This is a genomic window from Clostridium sp. chh4-2, assembly GCF_002899675.1.
GTDB lineage: Bacteria > Bacillota > Clostridia > Lachnospirales > Lachnospiraceae > CHH4-2.
On the sequence record NZ_PKUU01000004.1, the window covers coordinates 189,445 to 211,318 of the forward strand.

A 21,874-nucleotide genomic window follows, 5' to 3' on the forward strand; every position below is an offset into this window, starting at 1 on the left:
TCATGGATAAACAAAAAATTTTAATTGCGGACGATTCAGAGATGAATCGAGCTCTTTTAGTAGATATTTTGGAAGAGCGATATGATGTGGTTGAGGCTGAGAATGGTGTGGAAGCAATTTCTCTCCTTTCAAAGCAAAGAGCAGATTTCTCCCTTTTGCTTCTGGACATTATGATGCCTAAAATGGACGGATTTGAAGTATTAGCTTACATAAACAAATACCATTGGAATGACACCTTCGCTGTTATTATGATTTCTGCTGATGACACTCCTGCTAATATAAAGAGGGCCTATGACTTGGGGGCTTTTGACTATATCAGCCGGCCTTTTGATTCTACCATTGTCCAGCGTCGAATTTCTAATACGATATTTTTATACGCAAGGCAGCAGCGCCTTGAAAAAATTATTGCAGAACAATTTCACGAGCAGGAAAAGAATAATAAGCTGATGATCTCAATTCTGTCTCACATTGTGGAATTCCGTAATGGAGAGAGCGGCCTACATATACTGCATGTTAATACGATTACAAAATATTTGCTGAAGCAGTTGGTTCAGTTGACAGATCAATATCCTTTGTCTAAAGCAGATATTTCTTTAATCAGCACTGCTTCTGCGCTGCATGATATTGGGAAAATCTCAATTTCAGATGCAATACTAAATAAACCCAGCCAACTTACGGCAGAGGAATTTGAAGTGATAAAAACGCACTCAGTAATCGGTGCTAACATGCTGTTAGACCTGCCCATAGAGCAGCAGGAAGCTCCGCTTGTCAAAGTGGCTTCTGAGATCTGCCGATGGCACCACGAAAGGTATGATGGCAATGGTTACCCGGATGGATTAAAGGGGGACGAAATTCCCATAGCTGCTCAAGTGGTTGCGCTGGCCGATGTATACGATGCCTTGACCAGTGAGCGCTGCTATAAGAAAGCTTATTCACATGAAGAGGCTTTAAAAATGATTTTAGAAGGACAATGCGGTGCATTTAATCCTTCTCTTTTACTGTGTCTGCAAGAAATTGCCGATACACTTGAAAACGAACTAATGGATGCCTCTCAGGAACAAGAGGCTAAAAATATTCAGGATATAAGAAATAGAATAGATTACGATAGGCTGTTTTCCTATGAAAAATACACCGTCTTGCCTCGCAAACAACAGCAACTGCAATTATTATATATTGATTCCTTAACCAGTATTTACAATCGCCGCTATTATGACGAGCATTTTCAAGGCGCGGATGGTATTCAGGCAATGGTCGTAATAGATGTAGATAATTTTAAGTACATCAATGATAATTATGGCCATGATGTTGGCGATATCGTATTGCAGAGCATTGCACAAACTGTTTTATCCTGTGTGCGAAAAACAGATGCGGTTATCCGTTATGGCGGCGATGAATTTGTAATCATCTTTTTTGGTATACCTCAAGAGATATTTGAGAAAAAACTGGAGAGGATTAGGCATTCTGTTGATGGTCTGATAATTGATGGATATCCCGAACTACATATGTCTGTAAGCATAGGTGGAGCATATGGAAGCGGAACCGCAAAAAAACTTTTTAAAGTTGCAGACAATATGATGTATCAATCAAAAAAACAAAAAAATCAGGTGACCATTTGTCTTCTAAACGAGATGGTGGGCAGCGCAGACAGCATTTAAAAAGGAGGAATCGTGATTATGAATCTAAAAGATTGTTATATAAAATTAGGCGGCGATTTTGATGAAGTGCTGGGTAGACTGCGTCGTGAGCAAATCGTTCAGAAATTTATGTATAAATTCCTGGACGATAAAAGCTTTCATTTGTTTGAAGTGTCTGTGGAGAATAAGGACTATGAAGAGGCTCTAAGGGCCGTTCATACACTCAAAGGAATTTGTCAAAATCTTTCATTTACCAGATTGTTTGAAAGCAGTAGTTTGGTAACTAACGCATTCAAAGAAAACGATTGGAATAAGGCTGTCGATATGATGCCGAAATTATCAAAGGATTACTATGAAACCATCAATGTTATTAAAGATTTTAAGAATTCCAGGGAGGAATAACATCAATGAAAAATAGTAAAACCAAGGATTCTACAACACGTTTTCTGATATACAGTTTTATTGGACTTTTAATCTTTAGTATTATTATTTTCAGTCTCCTCGGAATCTATATGAACCGAAAAAGTAAAAATACTGTTTATGAAATTGGAAATATTTATATGTCTGGAATGAATAAACAGATGTCCAGACACTTTGAAACTGTGATTGAACTGCGTTTTGATCAGGTCAGCGGAGTTGTTTCTGTTGTTTCAGCAAATAATCAGGATAAGGAGACTCTATATGAGGAACTCATCTTCAGGGCACAGGTTAGGGGATTTAACTATTTAGCGCTTTGCTCTGGCGAGGGAGAGTTTCAGACACTTTATGGAGAATCCATACAGCCACTAAATCCAGAACCTTTTGTAGAAGCATTATTACAGGGGGAACAACGAGTCGCTGTAGGTGTTGATTCTTCTGGAAATGAAGTGGTATTATTTGGCGTTGACGCTGCTTATCCGATGAACAATGGCGATAAGAGCACTGGCCTGATTGCAGCTGTCCCTCTGGACTATGTTACCGACTTTCTTTTCTCAGCGGATGACGGGCAGTTGATGTATTATCATATCATCAGGCCAGACGGTAGTTTTGTAATACAGAACTCTAACACGGAGTTGTGGTATTTCTTTGAACAACTACAAAAGCAGCTTGATTCTACGGCCAATGAGATATCTGTAGAAAATTCAATTAAAGAATTTGGTGCTGCACTAAAAACCCATAAAGAATCTACCACAACATTTGAAGTGAATGGTGAGGAACGGCAAATATACGGTATATCATTACCCTGTTCTGAGTGGTATTTAATATCGGTAATGCCTTATGGTATATTGGACGATTCCATAAACAATCTGAGCAGCCAGCGTATGTTTATGACATTATTGTCTTGTGCTTCTTTTTTGATTATTCTAACTTTAATTTTTCTTCGGTATTTCTACATAACCCGTTCTCAGGTGCATGAATTGGAGAAGGCCCGGCAGGCTGCTCTTGAAGCGAACAAAGCCAAAAGCGAATTTTTAGCAAATATGAGCCACGATATCCGTACGCCCATGAATGCAATCGTAGGCATGACCGCGATTGCCACAGCTCACATAGATGACCGAAAGCAGGTGCAGAACTGCCTTAGAAAAATTACATTATCAAGTAAACATCTATTAGGGCTGATCAATGATGTTTTGGATATGTCTAAAATTGAAAGCGGGAAATTAACTTTAACAACAGAACAAATTTCATTAAAGGAAGTTGTTGAAGGAATCGTTAACATTATGCAGCCACAGGTTAAGACAAAAAAGCAAACCTTTGATATACATGTTGAAAATATCTTAACCGAAAGTGTGTGGTGCGATGGAGTACGCTTGAATCAGGTTTTGTTAAACCTTTTATCGAACGCAACAAAGTATACACCGGAGGGAGGTTCGATACAATTATCCCTCTCTGAAGAAAAATCTCCGAAAGGAGAAAACTATGTCCGAATTCATATTAAGGTCAAGGATAACGGAATTGGTATGTCGCCAGATTTCCTGAAAAAAATATATGAATCTTATAGCCGTGCGGATGGAGCCAGAATACATAAAACTGAGGGTGCCGGTTTGGGAATGGCGATTACCAAGTACATTGTGGACGCGATGGAGGGAACCATTGACATAAAAAGTGAACTTGATAAAGGTACCGAGTTCTTTCTCAGGTTTGATTTTGAAAAAGCGGTTGCCGAGGAGATGGATATGGTTCTTCCTTCGTGGAATATGCTGGTGGTTGATGATGACGAATTATTATGTGAGACAGCAACGGACGCACTAAAATCTATCGGAATAAAAGCAGAATGGACATTAAGTGGAGAAAAAGCGATAGATTTGGTAATTCAACACCATAAAAAAAGAGAGGATTATCAAATTATTCTATTAGACTGGAAACTGCCAGGCATGAATGGGATTCAGGTTGCAAAGGAAATCCGACGTAATTTAGGAGATGAAGTTCCGATTTTGCTGATTTCTGCATATGATTGGAGTGAATTTGAAGCGGAGGCTCGTGAAGCAGGTATTAGTGGTTTTATTTCCAAACCCCTTTTTAAATCCACTCTGTATCATGCTTTGCGTCAGTATATGGGCGCTGAAACAGAAAATGATCAGACATTGACCCCCAATATTGATCTATCCGGACGTCGTATTCTGCTTGCTGAGGATAATGAATTAAACTGGGAAGTTGCTAAAGAATTGCTGTCCGATTTAGGCGTGGAACTGGATTGGGCAGAGGATGGCCAGATCTGTCTGGACAAGTTCCAAAGATCACCAGAGGGATATTACGATGCAATTCTTATGGATATACGGATGCCGCATATGACAGGGTATGAGGCCACAAAAGCTATCCGTGGACTTAATCATCCTAATGCCCTATCTGTTCCAATTATAGCTATGAGCGCAGATGCTTTTTCTGATGACATACAGCATTGTCTGAAATGCGGTATGAATGCTCATATAGCAAAGCCGATTGATGTTATAGAATTGACCTGCTTTTTAAAAAGATATTTGATTTAAAACAGCCCTAAAAGTGCGTGTCCGATGGCACGCGCTTTTATATTTACTACCACTTTCTATTTTTCATCTATAGGGGCAGACCGCCTCCATTCCATTTAGTTTGTCATGGATAATTGGATTGAAGGCACAAATGGGTTACGAATATTGGATTGATTACAAAATCCGCAATGCAAATCAGCTGTTTCGTTATCACTATTGCTTAATTTCTGATGTAGCCAGTATTTTGCTGGCAGAGTTCAATGACTGGTTCGTCCATTATAGTCATTTGGATCAGTTATATGCGAATTTTTTTACCAGAATCAGACGCAGCTGATGAAAGAGATTATCATGCAATAGTACATAGATACAGCAAATGGAGAACTGGCGAGAGTGGTTCCAGTTCTCCATTTTTATGGTTGGGACAAATTCTACACAATATTTACATTTTTCAGATGTAAGCAAAAAGATATATTCATTTTGGCTGTTTTCTAGTAGTTGTATCATTTGTGGAACAGATTTTTCTTGGGCGAGCTTTAACGTATGGTTACAATCATTTAACCGAGCCGGATAACGCATAAGATAGTGACATCAATGTAAGAACTGAGTCGTCTAAAAGAAGCTTAGTTACTTTTTTAGGATAATTGTCATCAGTATATAAACACAAGAGAAAATGATAAGCCAGGAGATTAAGTCGATGGCAATATTCTCTGTTTTAATCACTCCGATACGGGATAACAGCTTTTGTATTATAAGTGAAATCAAAAATGTACTGATACTGTTAAGAAAGTCTTTATATTTATTCATACGGTTTTCCTCTTGATTTTTTTCTAGTTTTCCCAACGACAATTTGCGTCCGCTGGTTAGTAGGCATGGTTTCTGGAATCTGTCCCTTAGCCTTTTCTGCCGACTTGATGCACCTGACGACCTGTTCCCATTCTCTTCAAAAACAGATGCTCATGATTAACGATACTTAACCTGCAAATGGAAATATAACAAAAGAGAACTGGCGAGAGTGGTTCCAGTTCTCCAAAAAGTCTAAATGAATCGCCGCCTATCACGGCTTTCTATTTTTTATATTTTTCTGTCCCCTTATATGTAATCACGCCTTTCTTATCTGTGCAGTAATACACATCGTCTGCGTCTTTCTGGTTCTTCGCATTTTTCATGATTTTGCCGGAGGTGTTGATCAGATACTGGTCGTCGTTATAGGTTACCGCCTCATATTTGGAATCTTTTTCTGCCTTTAAACGTTTTCCCATAACATAGATTGCGTTATCTTCAATTCCATCTGCACCGGCTCCTTTATTTCCAGATTTCTTAAAACGGTACTGGTATGTTTCTCCATCAATCGTAATTGATACATTTCCCGTTGCCATCGCTCCCTCCTTGGGGGAGTTTCCAAAGTAATATACAAATACGCCTTCCTCTGAAGCGGTTGGAATATCCGCCTCGTTTTCAATCTCCACTGCCGATTCTATGGTCTTTTTATCATCTGCAAAGGTAATCTTATACAAACCCTGAAGCATTTTCCCATTCACATCAAATCCATATTTTTGGCCGTTAATTGTTTTAATCTGCGCTTTTGTCAAATCTCCTTTCTTATCTGCATAGAACCAATGAGCTTCATCATTGTTATGCGCTTCTGCATCTACATCTTCACTTGGAACCGTTTTAAACCAGCCTGTTGCCAGCCATGTTTGGCTTTCTTCATTGTAATATCGGTTGACCGCATTGGAGGGAGTTGCTTCAGAACCGGTTGCCTTAGGCGGTTTATTGTACCAATCGAATTGTGCCGCGCCATACTCATTGAACCGGTATTTTTTTCCGTTAATTGTCTTGCTGTCTGTATCAACAATTTTCTTTCCATTGGATTTAAAGTAAAACCAGTATCCATCGCCATCCCGGTTCACATCCTCATCATTTTCCGCTGTAATATATCTCCAGCCAGTTACAATCTTGCCATCATCAGATTCACCTGCATAGTACACTCCGCTTTTCCAAGCATCATCATCTGTTACCATTTCTCCATTTTCGTTAATCCAGCCGGTCATCATATGACCGTTTTCATCAAAAATGAATTTTGCTGTTCCAGACTTGACTGGCAGGGAAACCAGTTTTGCAGTATTGGCACCGGACGGCTTTTTTACAGCCTTTCCGTTACTTTGGAAATAATACCACCACTCGTCCGGTTCACCTTCGGATGGGGAATCATTCGGGACAGCCTTCCACTCATTTGTTATGACAGCCCCTGTTGAATTTACATAGTAATAGTCATCATTGACTTCCACCAGCCTGTCTGTTGCCATTTCACCCTTATCATCCAGATAATACCAATAATTCCCGGATTTCTTAAGCGTGTCAGTTGCCTTGTCCTTGTCGCTGTTATAGTATACCCACGTGCCATTCTCCTGCGCCCAGCCTGTTGCCGCCATAGAGACCATGGTACTTCCCAGCGCTATCACCATAGACAAGCACGGCACAAGAAACATTTTCCTCATGTTTCATCACTCCTTTGTATTTTATAGTTCTCAATATTCTTGAGATACCTATATCTTAATCCGCATATTTTAAATCATTCTTAACTCAATCTAAACAATCCTAAACTCTCAAAGTCCGGTATGACAATGTTCAAAATCCTGTTCCAATGTTACAGCGGATTGATCTTCCAGAGAGTGATCAATAATATGATCTGCCAACTGCTTTATTTCCTGTGCTTTTTGTTCAATTTTGTCAATATATGTTATAATGAATTCTGTATCCCACTGATTATTTGAACGAAGAATTTCAATGTATATCATAAGTGCTGTCAGAGGAGTTCTCAGTTCATGAGACATTTCTGTAATGATTTTTCCGTTCAGCCTCACCGCCTCCTCTTTCCCGGCCATTTGTTCTCTGAGTGTCTGCCGCATGCTGTTTAACCCTTCTGCCATGGATGCAAGCTCATCTTTTCCCAGAATCGTAATGGCGTACTCCAAATCCCCGCTTTCTAATATCTGTATTTCCCGGTTCAATATACAAATGTATTTTATGACTTTATGCACTTCCATCATCACCATACCAATTAAAAGCAGCGCAGACAATAAAACCGACGCAGCTGTGATACCAGTATACAACCGCTGGTTGTAATATCCTGTCAGAAATACATATCCCTCCTGATCGGTAAACTGAACTAAATGGTACGCCTCATAATCTTCGTAATCTCCACTGAATGAAAATACAGGCATGTTTTCACCTTCCGGGTAATCAGAATCATACAAAAGGGTATCTCCCTTGTATACCTGCAGCGAAACCACTGACTGCTTTTTCACCCATTCTGCAATTTTGTCTGTATCCAGGATTGAAATTTTTTCTTTGTTAATAAACGTTTGAAATGCTTCCAGTCTGCGATTATTTTCTTTTTGCAGATAACCGCTTTGTATATAATAGGTATCCAGAAGGGCCTTCCCGGCACTCTGCAATAAAACGAATAATACAACCGACGACAAAAGTGCCACGATGATGCTTACCCCGAAGCGGAAATACATGGAATTGCGGTTCATCTTCTCTCTATGTTCCAAAGCGATACCCCTTTCCCCATACAGTGTTAATATACCGCGGCTCCTGCGGCGACCTCTCAATCTTTACCCGCAATTTGCGGATATGTACCATAACGGTACTATTACAATTGTAAAAATACGGTTCAGCCCAAACGCTCTCATACAAATTTTGGGCAGAAAATATTTTTTTCGGATTTTGCATAAGCAGGAGCAGGATGTGATACTCAATATTTGATAATTCAACTTTTTCTCCTCTTACCCACACCTCATTATATTGTTGATTAATCCGAATTTCTTCCATCTCCAGGTGCTCCTCCACTTTCTTCCCTTCCACCGCGTTTTTCCCCTGATATTGGTGATAACGCCGAAGCAGTGCCTTTACTCTTCCCAGTAACTCTGCATAAGAAAATGGCTTCGTCAGATAATCGTCTCCCCCTGCCATGAAGCCAATCAGTTTATCTGATTCTTTCGCCTTAGCAGTCAGGAACAGAACCGGTACATTGGATTTTTTTCGGATTTCCTCACAAGTTCTCAGTCCGGACATTCCAGGCATCATAATATCAAGAATCACTAAATCAATACTTTCTTTCATAAGCTCTAATCCTCTGATTCCGTTCTCCGCCTCTATAATTGTGTATTTTTCATTACCTAAAAGAATACGGACAGCTTCCCGGATATCCGCATCATCCTCAATGATTAAAATAGTGCCATTATTCATCGACATTCTCCCCTCGGATTTTTTATAGTTTGATTATCCGTCGCAAAACTGAATGGTTTCTTAAAATCTCCTTAACAATTGTGAAACCTTGTTACATAACATTTTTGGTTGCCTCCCTTCAGAAAATTTAAGAATTTAATTTTGAGACATTTTTATCAAAAGCAAGTATAATTAAAAAATGAAAGGAGGTAGCTTACATGGACATGGGAACCATTTTGCTCATTGAAGATGACGCCGACATCCGGGAAGGTGTTCGTGTTCTATTGACGAGCGAAGGATACTCTGTAATGGAAGCTGACTGTGGTAAGAAAGGGCTTAAATTACTTAATGAAACAATTGATCTGGTGATTCTTGATATCATGATGCCTGGAATATCCGGGATTATCACCTGTGAAGAAATACGCAAAGTATCGAATGTACCTGTACTTTTTTTGACCGCAAAGGCTCAGGAGTCCGATAAATTATTAGGGCTTATAGTTGGCGGGGATGATTATCTCCCTAAACCGTTTTCCTATGCAGAGCTTTTAGGGCGGGTAAAAGCACTGCTCCGCCGCTATCATATATACCAAGGAAAATATTCGCCATCCAATCAGTCAGACGGGGAATGGCTGGAACACAAAGGCATCCGGATACTCACAACCTCGAATGCCGTGCAGGTGGATGGCAGAGATATTGAGTTGTCGGAAATTGAATATCAGATACTGCTCTTATTAATTCAGTATCCGAATAAGATTTTTACTACCCAAAATATATATGAGAGTGTATGGAATGAACCATTCTACTACTCCTCAAACAATACTATCATGGTACATATCCGCAAACTTCGGCTTAAGATTGAGGAAGATCCCCAACAGCCAAAACGCATTTGTACTGTATGGGGAAAGGGGTATCGGATTGGATAAATTCAAAATATCAACTGCAGCGCGGTTCATGGGGAAGCATGCGAACAATTTGATAAAGAAACTTCTTCTCCTATTTTTAGGCGCGGCCGCGGCAGGCATCTTTTTTTTCTCTGCACTGCATATGGGAATCAGCTGGGGACTGGACAGCTTCTTTTATAAAACTGACTATCTGGAACATGCCGAACAACGGACTGTTGAGCATTTACAGGAATATATCCAGGAAGGAGCGCTGACTCCCTATGACAAGGAACTCTTATCAAAATGGGTGAAAAAGAAAGATGTTGTGTATCTGGAAATATACCGTGACAACCGTCTCCTGTATGCCTCCGGAAGTCCCATGGATATGGCCCTTGAAGATCTGGTAAGCCCCTATTACAAAAACCGCAGCTACACGCTTAAATTTGCAGATGGTGAAGCTGATATCGTCTTGCTTGGAATCTTCGACTACCAGTTTTACAGCTCTGCATTGATTGTAGAGATTTTGCTTTCTTTTCTTGTATTCTTTATCCTTTTTATCTTAGGTATAAAAAAGGGAATTCAATATATTCAAGAACTGCAGACAGCAATCAGTGTCATGGAGGGCGGATGCCTGGAACACCCGATTGCTGTGAAGGGAGAGGATGAACTGGCGAAGCTTGCAGAGGGACTGGAACAGCTCAGGCTTTCCCTTAAACAGAATATCCAGATAGAAAATGACTTAAAACAGGCAAATCAGAATCTGATCACAGGAATCGCCCATGATTTACGAACTCCGTTGACTGCGCTTACCATGTATATCCAGATTCTTCAGTCCGATGTCTGTACCGATGAATCTTCCAAGCAATACTATCTGGAAAAAATCATGGGAAAGGCTGCCATGATGAAGGAATTGTCTGACCGGCTGTTTGAATGCAGTCAGATTCATGATGAGGCAGATGAAAAACCGCTTAACGAAATGCGGACGCTTCAGGACACCTTTATGGATTATCTGTCTGAAATGACAATGTATCTGGAAAATCAGGGCTTTGAGATCAATGCGGAATTAGAATGGCGCACCGTGTCAATTGGAGTACGGATGGATTATATCGCACGGATAGTAGACAATATGAGCAGCAATCTGGTTAAGTATGCCACTTCTTCTGTTCCTATCACCTTGAAAACAATCTACGAAAATCATATGGCCGGAATTGAAGTAAGTAATCAAATTACAATACAGAACGGGGTGGTGGAAAGTACGAAGGTTGGCATAAAAAATGTCAAACGCATGATAAGCCAGATGAATGGAATCTGCCAAATTGAAATGGAGCAGGAATCCTATAAAATACGGATACTCTTTCCCATCATAGACTAAACGTAAACAGCAGCGAAGATTTAATCTTTGCTGCTGTTTACCGTCACTGTCATTTTTAAGATTGCACTACTGTTTATTTCCAGAAGCTTTATTACCGGCATCTTTTTTATCAGCCGCTTTCTTCTCTCCATCCTTCTTAGATTTTGTTTTCTTCTTCTCTTTCTCCTTCACGCTTTTCTTATCTGATTTCTGCTTCTTCTCATTTTTCTCTACCGCTTTATTCTGGCTCTGGCCATTAGCTTCCGGTTGAGACTCCGGCACATTGGCCGCCGGTGCGTTTGTCGTTGGTGCCTTTGCCGTTGGTGCATTCGTTGCAGGTGCCTTTGGCTCTGGTGCTACGGCTCCTGGCCCCTGTGCTGCGGCTCCCGGTCCCTGTGCGCTTTGGGATTTGTCTTTGGCAGAAACTTTGTCCTTCTTAGTATTCTCAACTTTTTTCTTTGCTGAAGCAGTGCTCTCTACCTTGGTCTCCTGCTTCTTTCCATTGTCCTTTGTCCCTCCGCATGCCGCCAGTGAAAATGCCATGACTCCCATCATGAGGAATACTGAACACTTTTTTAAAATTTGTTTCATAATTTTATTTCCTTTCAGAATTTTATTTTCAAAGCATTTGCTTTGATGATGTATAATTTACCAGTTCTTCCTTAATCATTTCTAAAATACTTCTTAACAATCCTAAATTCATCAATTCCTCTTGCATCCTATTTTCTGCCCCATTTTCACCTCTACTTCCTGCCCCAATTTAGAAAGCATCCATACAGCAAGTTCTGGACTTGCCTGTTCCTTTTGAATTAAAATAACTATCGTAGAGCCTCCAAATTCAAAATACCCTTTTTCCAAACCACGCCGCACATAGCCTTGATGTCTGTTGTTCTGTATTTTTCCAACAAGCAGCGCGCCTATCTCCATTTGAATCACCTGTCCGAAGTTTTCCGTGTCAATAATGGTATACTCCCTGGTGTTTCTTACATAAACCGGATACTTTTCCAGGGCAATGGGGCGTACACAGTGCAAGATTCCTGGTATCTTTTTTCTGTATTTCACAGTTCCATTATCTATATAGCAATAATGGTGATAATCGGACGGCCTCAGCCGAAAGACCATGCACCAGCCGCCACAGTATCTACACGCCAGTTCCCGGTTTTCCAGCAGATCCTCAATCCGATATCTTGAATATTTTGCCGGAATCCAATTCTGCTCATCAATTTCATATACACTTAGCAGTCCATCACAGGGACTAATCAGACTTTCAGATGTCAAATCTATGTTCCGGCTACCAGGCAGCAATGAACGTTTAAAAAAATCATTAAAGGTTTCATATTTTTTATTTTCAATTTCTGATAAATCAATATTATGCTTTTTAACAAAAAGGGAAATGTAAGGCCGGGAAATCCTGCTGTCCAGAACCTTCCCCGCCTGCCTTGAAATCCACGGCGTTGTCAATAGTTTTAAGCAAAACCGCCCTGCTATATTTTTATATAAGAAACAGATAAATTTATTTTCATTTCCCATCAGGTACTGCCTCCTGCCAACAAAATCAAACCACATACACCCAGAACGGATATTATGATTTTACCTAGAAAATTCGGTTTTTCAACTTTTATTGGAATCAAAAACGCTGCAGCCATCATTGACATTGTAATCATGGTCCCCTCCCCATTTTGGATTCCGATTATATTTTGAATATAACACACTGCAGGGATAAGAATTGCCGATACTGTTACCGGAAGTCCCTGATAACAGGTCCTTGCATCTTCTGTCGCATCCTGGCGTTTTTCTTCCATCACGTTGAAATATGCCAATCGTATCAATGCACAAAGGACATAAATCGCAGATATCAAAATGCCAACCAGGCTTTTTTCAGCTATTCGGTATAAAATGATTCCAGGCAGAACGCCAAATCCGATTAAATCACTCAGGGAATCAATCTGTATTCCAAAGCGTTTTTCTTCTGCTGCCCGTTTTCTAGTCCTGGCAATTGGTCCGTCAAACAGATCACAGACTCCCGACAACATAAGGCAGACTAATGCTCCATTGATATTTCCATCACATGCTATCAAAATTCCAGTAAATGCCGTAAGCATTCCCATATAGGTCAACACAACCGTATAATTATAATATCCAAGCATCTCTTCAATCCCTTCTACTACTTATATTAGTTAATGAATACTCCTACTCCAAAACTGTAAAACAAAAGACACCATGGCTTGGCAGATAAAATGATAAGCACATATTTTTTAACAGGCATCTTGATAACACCTGAAAGGTAGCACAAGAAATCATCTGGAGCCAATGGGAGCAAAATACATAAGAAAAAAAAGCAGGTATAGCTGCGTTTATTTTGCAGGCGGTTTATCCATGTTTCATACTGTTTTGCAGGAAATAAATTCTTTACTAGTGGTGCCCCATAATATCTTGCCAAGGCAAATGCTATGATGGAACCCGCACAGATTCCAATATAATTACACCAAAATCCACCCATAGCGCCAAACAAAACCGCACCTACAATACAGCCCAAAAACCCTGGCAGCACTGGTACCACAACCTGAAACGCCTGAATCAGTATCAGAATCATCGGTGCAAATATTCCAAACCCCTTAATGTATTCCTGCAAAGTTTCGACCGAATGGAATTTTCCTTCCAGACCAGCTTTTACCATAAACAGACATAAGATTATAGTCACTATCGTGCCTCCCCTGGCCAGCCATTTATACGAATACGTCTGTTCCACTCCTCTCCCCTCCTTTCCTGTTTCCATTTTAAAAAGCACTTCTTAACTGTTTCTGAAGGGAATCTTAAAAGTTCTTATATGTAAAAATGCACCCCTCCATGAAACAGATGCCAATTTTTCGTCAGGGAATTTGACATCCCATATATTGTTTTTTTGAATTCCTTATGTTATTATATCTACAATAATCAGTCACCGGAGGACAGTGTGCCGTAGCACAGGGGATCATAAATCTGAAAGGATTTGCAGGCCGCCTGTCAGATAAGGTGTCGAGTGCGCTCGGTTTTTTCATAGTAAATCTATGGAAAAATCGGGCTTTTTTTAAGGAGGCAATATGAATATCAACCTACAACCATTAAAAAAAGAGGAAATTGACCTGTTTAACAGAGAGGACGAACGGGCGTTCAATGTTCATGCACGGTATTTTCCCGATGGCCTCATTCCCGGTGCAGCCGAAGGCGACCGTGATGAATATGAACTGAGTAAGATCATCGAAGAACCGAAATTCACGATTCTATCTATCAAGGACGGAGAGAAATTCATTGGAGGAGCGATTGTTGAGGATATGGGAAAAGGTGTTAGGGAAATTGTAATTTTCTTTCTCATTGTCGAATACCAAAGCAAAGGGGTAGGGAAAGCCGCGCTAGATATGGTGGAGGCATATTTTCCCGAAGCAGAAGTATTTCACTTAATCACACCTTCGCAGGTAATACGCAACACGGTATTCTATGTCAATAAGTGCGGCTATCACATTGTAAAGGTCGTGGGATTTGACCCTGTATCAAACACGGCGGATTATGTATTTGAAAAGAAAAAACTCATTTTAGAGGTAAAAAGAAATGATACTTGAAACCGAAAGACTGATTCTTCGTCCATTCCTTGAAAGCGACGCAGAAGATGTATTTGAATATCTGCACGAGCCTGCGGTGAATTGCTTTGCCTGCCTTAAGTTGGATACGCTGGATGACGCGAGAGCAGAAATGAAAAAGCGTGTCGGTGAAACCGAGTATTACTTTGCGATTGCATTAAAGGAAAGTGGAAAGGTCATCGGAGAGATCGACGGTTATCCTGAGCCAAGCGTTCCAGATGACCCGTACCCTGCAAATGACACTTTCAGCCCGTGCTGGATGCTGAATCTAAACTATCAGGGACACGGATATGCCTATGAAGCGGCATACACTTTTTTTGATTATTTGTTCCATGACAAGGGCGCACGACGGATCTATGTCTATACGGAAGATTATAATATTCACTGCCAAAGGCTGTGTGAAAAGCTCGGCATGCGTCAGGAAGGACTATTTAAGGAATTCATTTCTTTTGTCAAAACTTCAGATGGGATGCCAAAATATGAAAATACATATCAATATGCTATCTTAAAGAAGGAGTGGCATTTAACTTGTAAGAAACGGCACGGATGAGGGCACCAAGGGATGTCAGTGCAGCACAGCTTGTGCCACAACTGAATCGAAAGGAAGACCCCCAATTTGAGTTAGCATTCAAATCGGGGGGCTAAAGCCACAGTATTAAATTTCAGATTTAGGGTGTATTAACTTTATTCGCATTCTGTGATCTATAATAACCGTTTTCTATCTGTTTTCTTAGTTTACAAACTGACTATTATAAAGCTCTGCGTAGACACCTCCTTTTGCCATCAGCGAGTCATGATTGCCCTGCTCAATAATGTTGCCTTGCTCCATAACGAGAATAAGGTCTGCATCCACAATAGTTGAAAGGCGATGGGCTATCACAAACGATGTTCTATTCTTCATCAACACTTTCACTGCACGGTTAATCTCATGCTCAGTGCGGGTATCAACGCTTGAAGTTGCTTCGTCAAGAATGAGAACGGCGGGATTGCAAAGCACCACACGGGCAATCGTGAGTAGCTGCCTTTGACCAACAGATATACTCTCAGCATCGTTATCAAGCACAGTATTATACCCGTCCGACATTGTACAGATAAAGTGATGCACTCTTGCCGCCTTTGCCGCTTCTTTGATCTCATCTATCGTTGCATCGGGTTTGCCGTATGCAATATTCTCGGCAATGGTGCCGCCGAACAGCCAAGTATCCTGCAAAACCATGCCGAAATGAGAGCGAAGTTCTTTTCGTGTCATGGATGAAATGTCCACACCATCAAGTGTAATCCTGCCGCTGTTGATTTCATAAAAACGCATCAGGAGATTGATAAGCGTTGTTTTTCCTGCTCCTGTCGAACCCACGATAGCGACTTTTTGACCGGGCTTCACGGTAAAGCTTATATCCTTCATGAGTTCCTTTTCGGAGGTATATCCAAATCGAACATGGCTGAAAGATACCTCACCACGAACATGATTGAGTGCTTCTGTATGTTCTGTTTCAGAGCTGATTTCCACTTCGTCCAGCATATTGAATACACGCTCTGCCGAGGCGATGGCAGACTGCATGGAATTTAGAATATAAGATGCCTGTGTCAGCGGTTCGGCAGATTGATTAAGGTATTGGAAAAATGCTTGGAACGCACCGACAGTCAGTTTTCCTCCGATGAGGAAATAACCTGCTACCACGGCAATGATTACCTGCCCGAAGCGGTTGACAAGACGGATGGCGGGATTAACAGCGTTCATCACAAAATCAGCTTGCTCTGTTGCTTTTGCCAATTCGTCGTTTACACGATGCATTTCCTCGGAACTGATTTTTTCTCTACCAAATGACTTAATGATAATGCGGCCTGTATAATATTCTTCTACCATACATGTAACAGCACTCATCTTCTCCTGTCGCTTTTCAGCTTTGGTAAACATACTTTTTGAGAAAATGGATGTTATAAGCATGGAAAGCCCCATAAAGCCCATAAAGATCAATGTCATGATCCAGTTAAAACGGAGCATTATAACAAGCGAGCCTGCAATCATTCCGATTGAAGTAAGGAATTTAAGCAGTCCGTTTTGCATGACCTCTGAAAGACGGTCAAGATCATTTGTAAAGTGTGTCAATACCTCGCCAATCTTATGCTGATCATAATAAGCAAGCATTAGTCTGTTCATCTTCCCACTCATCTGCATTCTTAATCCAAGACAAATCCGTTCTGAAAAGCTCGCCATTAGGAATGCTTGCAGCGTACTGAATACCCACGAACCGAAATAGAGAGTGGCGAGAATTAATATCTGCATCCCACTGTTTTGCCATGTAATGCAGAAAACCTCACCTGTTTCACGGCAAGCCTTAATTGATTCCCAAAGCATATTGACCAGTTCTGCACTATACCAAGGTGCGGCTATGGATAACACCGTATAGATAATAACCGAGCAGAAAACAGCGATTAGTCGCCCTTTTTCATGTGTTGCACTCTTAAAAAGGCGTTTCAGTACCTTTGCAGGATCTTTGGCTTTACCGATATCAAAGTCACTGAATGACATATCGGGATCACGGTCAAATAGTTCTTTTTCATCAGACATTAATTTCCCCTCCTCTCGTTTGTGATTTGACAATATCTGCATAAGTCGGACAGCTTGCAAGCAATTCTTCGTGCTTGCCGATACCAACTGCCGCCCCCTCCTCAAGCACGATTATTTGGTCAGCAGAGGTAATGGTACTGACACGCTGTGCAATGATCAGTACCGCTCTGTCGGCAACCGCTGTTTTCAAAGCTTTACGCAATGCGGCATCGGTCTTGAAGTCAAGTGCCGAAAAGCTGTCGTCAAATATATAGAGGTCAGATTTTTTCATCAGCGCTCGGGCAATGGCAAGGCGCTGCTTTTGCCCGCCGGAGAAATTGGTGCCGCCTTGTGCCACACGGGAATCAAGGTGATTTGGCAGTTCGCGGACAAATCCTGACTGAGCTGTATCAAGAGCCTGCCACATATCTTCTTCGGTGGCATTTTCATTACCATAGCGGAGATTATCAGCAATCGTTCCTGAAAAGAGCCAAGCCTTTTGCGGCACATAGGAAATACGGGAGTGAAGCTCATCTCTCGAAAGAGTACGGACATCCGTTCCGCATATACGGAGCGTGCCGCCTGTTACATCATGGAAACGCATAATGAGCTTTGCTATGGTGGATTTGCCGCTGCCAGTAGAACCGATGATAGCTGTGGTTGTGCCACGCTTGATTTTGAAATTTAATCCGTGAAGCGTTGCTTCGTCGGCATCGGTAAAATAAAAATCCACATCATCAAACACACAAACGATATCGGCATCATCATCCGCTGTGCTGTTGCCGTCCTTGATGTTCGATTCTCGGTCAAGCACAGCACCGATTCGATTTGCACACACGATAGCATGAGGCAAAAACATCATGACCATAATCGCCATCATCACATAAAAAAGAATCAGAATGGCATATTCTGTGAGCGCCGTGATATCACCGATTTCAAGAGAACCTGCCCCTACACAGTTACCGCCGACCCAAACAATACCAACAATGCAGATATTGATTACAAACATGGTGACGGATTCAAGACCCATAAAAAGATAGTTTGCTCTTACTGCATAATTTGCATAGCTTTCAAAAGTCTTGCGTGTTCTATCTTCCTCAAAGCGCTCCTTGTTGAAGGCACGGATGACACGCACACCTGAAATATTCTCACGAATGACCACATTGATGCGGTCAATAGCTTTCTGTAATTTATCAAACAATCCCGCTGCTTTTTTTGCGATAATGACGGCTGTGACCAAAACGATCACGGTAACACTGAGAAGAAATGCTCCCATAAAGACATCCTTCATAAATGCTAAGATTACAGCCATCACACACATCACAGGAACCGGCAGTATCATTTGTATGGTCATAATCAGTCCCATACCTGCCTTATTGACATCATTGAGTGAGCGAGTGATCATGGAACTTGTGCCAAAGGTTTCAAAATCGTGGTCGCTAAAGGTAAGAGATTTGTCATAGAGAGCATTTCGCATATCCCTTGTGACACGGGCAGAGAGCCTTGCAACAAGAAAACTTCCGAGAAGCGTACCAATACCGGAGAGCAGAGCTGCACCGAGCATCAATACACCCTTTTGATAAATATACTGTATGTCACCCTTCAAAGCACCAACATTAATCATATCGGCAACGAGTGTCGGCACAAAAAGTGTGCCGATTACATCCAAAACCATAACAAGCAGCGTTAAAAAGCAGAGCCACTTGTACGGTTTTATAAAGCGTAAAAGTGTTTTCATTTTAATTGTTTTCCATTTCATTGAATTGTATTGTGTCAAAAACTGATCGGGGCTTCTGCATCCATTTCCTATTCCTTGACTTATCGTAATAAGATTTATGTTCTTCCTCCTGAAATTTAGTCTGTGTTACAGACTATAACCGGAATTATTTAATCAGATTCTGAAACAAATCTTAATCTTTCTGAAGGGAGTACAATTCATTTTTTGACACCTGCAGAGAGCTTTTCTATCTCCTTTTTCGATATATAGTACCGAATAATCAGGTCTTATTAATTATTCATGAAAAACATGAATTATTAGTACGTTCCGTTTTTACGACACGAACTGTACAATGACATTGGAGGTGAACTGCCAATGGAGAATATACAACACTCTTTAGGAAGCATTATCAAAAAGTCACGCCTGGATCAGCATATCACCCAGGAAGAACTGGCAAGGGCAGTGGATATTACACCGCGTTTTATCATGGCAATTGAAAATGAAGGAAAATTGCCAAGTTTTGAAGTCCTGTACAAACTCATTCGTACCCTTAACATCCAGGCAGACAGTATTTTCTATCCGGAGAGGAAAACGAACGATGCCCTCCTCACTCCCCTGCTTCATGCGATTTATCGGTGTAATGAAAAACAGCTGCGTGTTCTGACAGCGACTGTGGGAGCCCTGCTCGATGAACTATGATTACAGGCCATCTGCTTTTGGATGGCCTTATTTTTTTCTCTGTCTTAAATCTTTCTCTCGTATTGGGATGTTCCCTTCATGCGCCATGGTGACGCATACCATAGGACACCGTGAAAGCAGAGTTTCCCCTTGGCGTAAATCCATCACTTCAAAATGGTGTATAGTAAGCTGCTCTTTCCTCCCTTTCTCCGAAAGCGCTGTTCTGTTTTAATAAAACCGGCCTTTTCTAAATCTGCAACCGCCCGCTGGATCGTTCTCCGCGAAAGATTTAACTCCTCCGCGATGGTACTCATGGCCGGAAAACATTGGCCCTTTTTATCTGCCCGCTCTTTTAGATACATATACAACGAAATCGCGCGGTGTGGTAGTTCCTCTGAGTAAACAGCATCATAATACCCCACATACCTCCCCCCTTAGTCCGTCCGAAGTGGTTGTCTGGTTCCTGGGGCAACCGTCCGGTTTGGCATCGGTACATGCGCCAGACCTCCGCCTGAAGTTCCCTCTCTTCCTGACGGTTCATCAAAGTCTGCCTCCCCGTCCTCATCAAATTGTCTCCGGATGATCTCCTGCTCCAGTTCCAGCCGGTCCGCATAAGACACCGGCCGCGCCACATGCTGTTCCACTTCATATTCTTCCTCAAATTCAATTCCCCATTTAAAAAATAAGCGCAGTTCTACCCGCATCGGATGACAGCCGGTCTTCGCCAGGATAAAGTGTCCCTTTGGCAGCGATTTCAGTTCATCCGGAGTCATGAGCGGACGCCCAATCATCTGCAGGCTCTGGCTGGGATCATTTTTCCCCCGGCTGATGGAGCCGGACAACACCGTTTTGTTTCCCAGTGCCTTTGACAGAATCTCCGCACTTTCCGAGTTGGGTGCGAACCCACCAAATAAAACGCCCTGACAGTTATCCACGATGATTTCACTGCCCTCTTTCCCATAGTTTTTCTGCAGCTGGGCAAAGCTTTGTATGATGGGTACCATACTGATCCGCCTGGAGCGTCCGGCTGAAAAAAGCATTTCCAGGGACTCAATCTTAGGGATAGTACCGATCTCATCTCCAAAAATCACCACACGGTTCGGAAGTTTCCCTCCATGCTCATCTGCAATGGACAGCATTTCCCGATAGATCTGCTGTAAAAACAGGCTTACCATGAAATACTTTGTGGTGTCCTCCTCTGGAAGCACAATAAAAATAGCAGACTTGGAATTGCAGAACGTCTCTGTATCCATCGTGCTGTCGAAACACAGGATCTGCTCCATCTCGGAATCCAGAAATGCATTCAGCCTGGACATAGCGGTGGAGAGGACCGAAGCCATGGCCTGTTCCGCCGTGTTAAGCGCCGCGCCGGCAAACCATTTTGCCTTGCGGTCGGCCGGCAGCTTCTGCATAAGCAGCTGGAACTGGTTCTTCCCTTTTACCGGTGACGGAGCCAGCAGATCCTGGATTAACTTGAACACGCTCACGATATGACGCTGCTCTTTGGGACAGTATTCGGAGATCAGTAAAATCACACTTGTCAGAAGCCCTTCCGCTGCGTCATAGAAAAATGCGTTCTGTCCATAACTGGAGGCATCTCCGCCTCCGGAACTGATGATGGTCTTGGCTGTGATCTTTGCATATTTCTCTGCCTTGGCTTTTACAGCCAGATTCTCCGGATTCTCTAAGTATAGATCCATGTATTTATTCACCATACTGAGGATGTTATCGCCATCGGAACAGGTCGGATTGCGCAGATCCAGGATGGAAGTCTGATATCCATAATACTTCTGGGCTATCCCTGCGTAATTGCGGAACAGATCTCCCTTGGTATCCGTACACAGCCAGCTCATCCCGCTGGCGCAGGCATACTCAATGCAGGGATATAAAAAGTTGGCAGTCTTACCGACGCCGGCCGCGCCGATCATCAGGAGATGGATGTCTCCGGAGTCAACCAGTGCCGTCACTCCGGTTCTGGAAAACAGTCCTCCAACTACGATCCCCTGCACCTCGGGCAGATGTTTTCCCTGCCGCCACAGTGCCGGCTCATAGGGAACTTGCGCAAAGGTCCGTTTGATTTCTGCCTCGCTGGCAAACCTGGCCGTGCCATATTGTCCATCCCCTACCGTCTTTGACTTAATCCCATTGAGCGAATAGTGGTTTGCAAGCAGCGGGATCACGCCCATCAGAATGAACATCCCTGCGCCGGCACAAATGAGCAGCACCATCTGATTTGTTTCCATGTGACCTCCTTTCTGGAACCGGGTACGATA

General features: G+C 42.0%; 19 protein-coding genes. 8 read left to right on the forward strand and 11 right to left on the reverse strand.

Features of this window, described 5'->3' with window-relative positions:
- Positions 1-2 precede the first annotated feature (2 nt).
- From C0033_RS05775 to C0033_RS05785, 3 genes are read left to right on the forward strand one after another with little or no spacing between them, the layout of a single operon-like run.
- The gene (locus C0033_RS05775; protein ID WP_103226922.1) at positions 3-1,655 is read left to right on the forward strand and encodes a diguanylate cyclase; all 1,653 of its coding nucleotides are present in this window, start codon (positions 3-5) and stop codon (positions 1,653-1,655) included.
- Positions 1,656-1,673: 18 nt separating this feature from the next.
- Positions 1,674-2,036, forward strand: a complete 363-nt coding sequence (locus tag C0033_RS05780; protein ID WP_103226923.1) for an Hpt domain-containing protein — start codon at positions 1,674-1,676, stop codon at positions 2,034-2,036.
- Between the two features lie 5 nt (positions 2,037-2,041).
- Complete coding sequence (locus C0033_RS05785; RefSeq protein WP_103226924.1) at positions 2,042-4,600, forward strand: response regulator; 2,559 nt, start codon at positions 2,042-2,044, stop codon at positions 4,598-4,600.
- A 1,043-nt stretch (positions 4,601-5,643) separates the two neighbouring features.
- Here C0033_RS05785 and C0033_RS05800 read toward each other — a convergent pair.
- The 3 genes from C0033_RS05800 to C0033_RS05810 form a co-directional block, all read right to left on the reverse strand.
- A complete protein-coding gene (locus C0033_RS05800) occupies positions 5,644-7,077 on the reverse strand; it encodes a cell wall-binding protein (RefSeq protein ID WP_103226927.1) in 1,434 nt (477 codons plus the stop codon).
- Positions 7,078-7,185: 108 nt separating this feature from the next.
- On the reverse strand, positions 7,186-8,136 hold the full coding sequence (locus C0033_RS05805) for a histidine kinase dimerization/phospho-acceptor domain-containing protein (protein ID WP_146043738.1): 951 nt from the start codon (positions 8,134-8,136) through the stop codon (positions 7,186-7,188).
- The gene (locus tag C0033_RS05810; RefSeq protein WP_103226929.1) at positions 8,126-8,833 is read right to left on the reverse strand and encodes a response regulator transcription factor; all 708 of its coding nucleotides are present in this window, start codon (positions 8,831-8,833) and stop codon (positions 8,126-8,128) included. Before C0033_RS05810 ends, C0033_RS05805 begins: the two co-directional genes overlap by 11 nt.
- A gap of 197 nt (positions 8,834-9,030) precedes the next feature.
- On the opposite strand from C0033_RS05810, the gene C0033_RS05815 reads away from it, so the two are divergent.
- Entirely contained in the window at positions 9,031-9,735 is a 705-nt protein-coding gene (locus C0033_RS05815) for a response regulator transcription factor (RefSeq protein ID WP_103226930.1), read from the forward strand.
- Between the two features lie 49 nt (positions 9,736-9,784).
- Positions 9,785-11,065: a HAMP domain-containing sensor histidine kinase gene (locus C0033_RS05820; protein WP_180994583.1), complete on the forward strand. Its 1,281-nt coding sequence runs from the start codon at positions 9,785-9,787 to the stop codon at positions 11,063-11,065.
- A 66-nt stretch (positions 11,066-11,131) separates the two neighbouring features.
- Here C0033_RS05820 and C0033_RS05825 read toward each other — a convergent pair whose 3' ends face one another.
- The 4 genes from C0033_RS05825 to C0033_RS05840 all read right to left on the reverse strand — a co-directional run bounded on the left by C0033_RS05825 (position 11,132) and on the right by C0033_RS05840 (position 13,793).
- Positions 11,132-11,635, reverse strand: a complete 504-nt coding sequence (locus C0033_RS05825) for a hypothetical protein (RefSeq protein WP_103226932.1) — start codon at positions 11,633-11,635, stop codon at positions 11,132-11,134.
- Positions 11,636-11,746: 111 nt separating this feature from the next.
- Positions 11,747-12,574 (reverse strand): phosphatidylserine decarboxylase, encoded by an 828-nt coding sequence (locus C0033_RS05830; protein WP_227179881.1) that lies wholly within the window; start codon positions 12,572-12,574, stop codon positions 11,747-11,749.
- A complete protein-coding gene (locus C0033_RS05835; RefSeq protein ID WP_103226934.1) occupies positions 12,574-13,191 on the reverse strand; it encodes a CDP-alcohol phosphatidyltransferase family protein in 618 nt (205 codons plus the stop codon). The genes C0033_RS05830 and C0033_RS05835 overlap by 1 nt, the downstream gene beginning before the upstream one ends.
- Before the next feature lie 26 nt (positions 13,192-13,217).
- A complete protein-coding gene (locus C0033_RS05840; protein ID WP_227179880.1) occupies positions 13,218-13,793 on the reverse strand; it encodes a VTT domain-containing protein in 576 nt (191 codons plus the stop codon).
- Positions 13,794-14,124: 331 nt separating this feature from the next.
- Between C0033_RS05840 and C0033_RS05845 the strand changes: the two genes are divergently transcribed.
- Both C0033_RS05845 and C0033_RS05850 read left to right on the forward strand, forming a co-directional pair.
- Positions 14,125-14,640 (forward strand): GNAT family N-acetyltransferase, encoded by a 516-nt coding sequence (locus tag C0033_RS05845; RefSeq protein ID WP_103226936.1) that lies wholly within the window; start codon positions 14,125-14,127, stop codon positions 14,638-14,640.
- Positions 14,630-15,208, forward strand: a complete 579-nt coding sequence (locus tag C0033_RS05850) for a GNAT family protein (protein ID WP_103226937.1) — start codon at positions 14,630-14,632, stop codon at positions 15,206-15,208. The genes C0033_RS05845 and C0033_RS05850 overlap by 11 nt, the downstream gene beginning before the upstream one ends.
- A 180-nt stretch (positions 15,209-15,388) precedes the next feature.
- Here C0033_RS05850 and C0033_RS05855 read toward each other — a convergent pair whose 3' ends face one another.
- Complete coding sequence (locus C0033_RS05855; RefSeq protein WP_227179878.1) at positions 15,389-17,227, reverse strand: ABC transporter ATP-binding protein; 1,839 nt, start codon at positions 17,225-17,227, stop codon at positions 15,389-15,391.
- On the reverse strand, positions 17,220-18,983 hold the full coding sequence (locus C0033_RS05860; RefSeq protein WP_347501041.1) for an ABC transporter ATP-binding protein: 1,764 nt from the start codon (positions 18,981-18,983) through the stop codon (positions 17,220-17,222). The genes C0033_RS05855 and C0033_RS05860 overlap by 8 nt, the downstream gene beginning before the upstream one ends.
- Positions 18,984-19,298: 315 nt before the next feature.
- Between C0033_RS05860 and C0033_RS05865 the strand changes: the two genes are divergently transcribed.
- On the forward strand, positions 19,299-19,622 hold the full coding sequence (locus tag C0033_RS05865) for a helix-turn-helix transcriptional regulator (RefSeq protein WP_103226939.1): 324 nt from the start codon (positions 19,299-19,301) through the stop codon (positions 19,620-19,622).
- Between the two features lie 143 nt (positions 19,623-19,765).
- Here the strand turns inward: C0033_RS05865 and C0033_RS05870 are convergent, their stop codons facing one another.
- The gene (locus C0033_RS05870; RefSeq protein WP_103226940.1) at positions 19,766-20,023 is read right to left on the reverse strand and encodes a helix-turn-helix domain-containing protein; all 258 of its coding nucleotides are present in this window, start codon (positions 20,021-20,023) and stop codon (positions 19,766-19,768) included.
- Between the two features lie 12 nt (positions 20,024-20,035).
- Positions 20,036-21,844, reverse strand: a complete 1,809-nt coding sequence (locus tag C0033_RS05875; protein WP_103226941.1) for a type IV secretory system conjugative DNA transfer family protein — start codon at positions 21,842-21,844, stop codon at positions 20,036-20,038.
- Positions 21,845-21,874 lie beyond the last annotated feature (30 nt).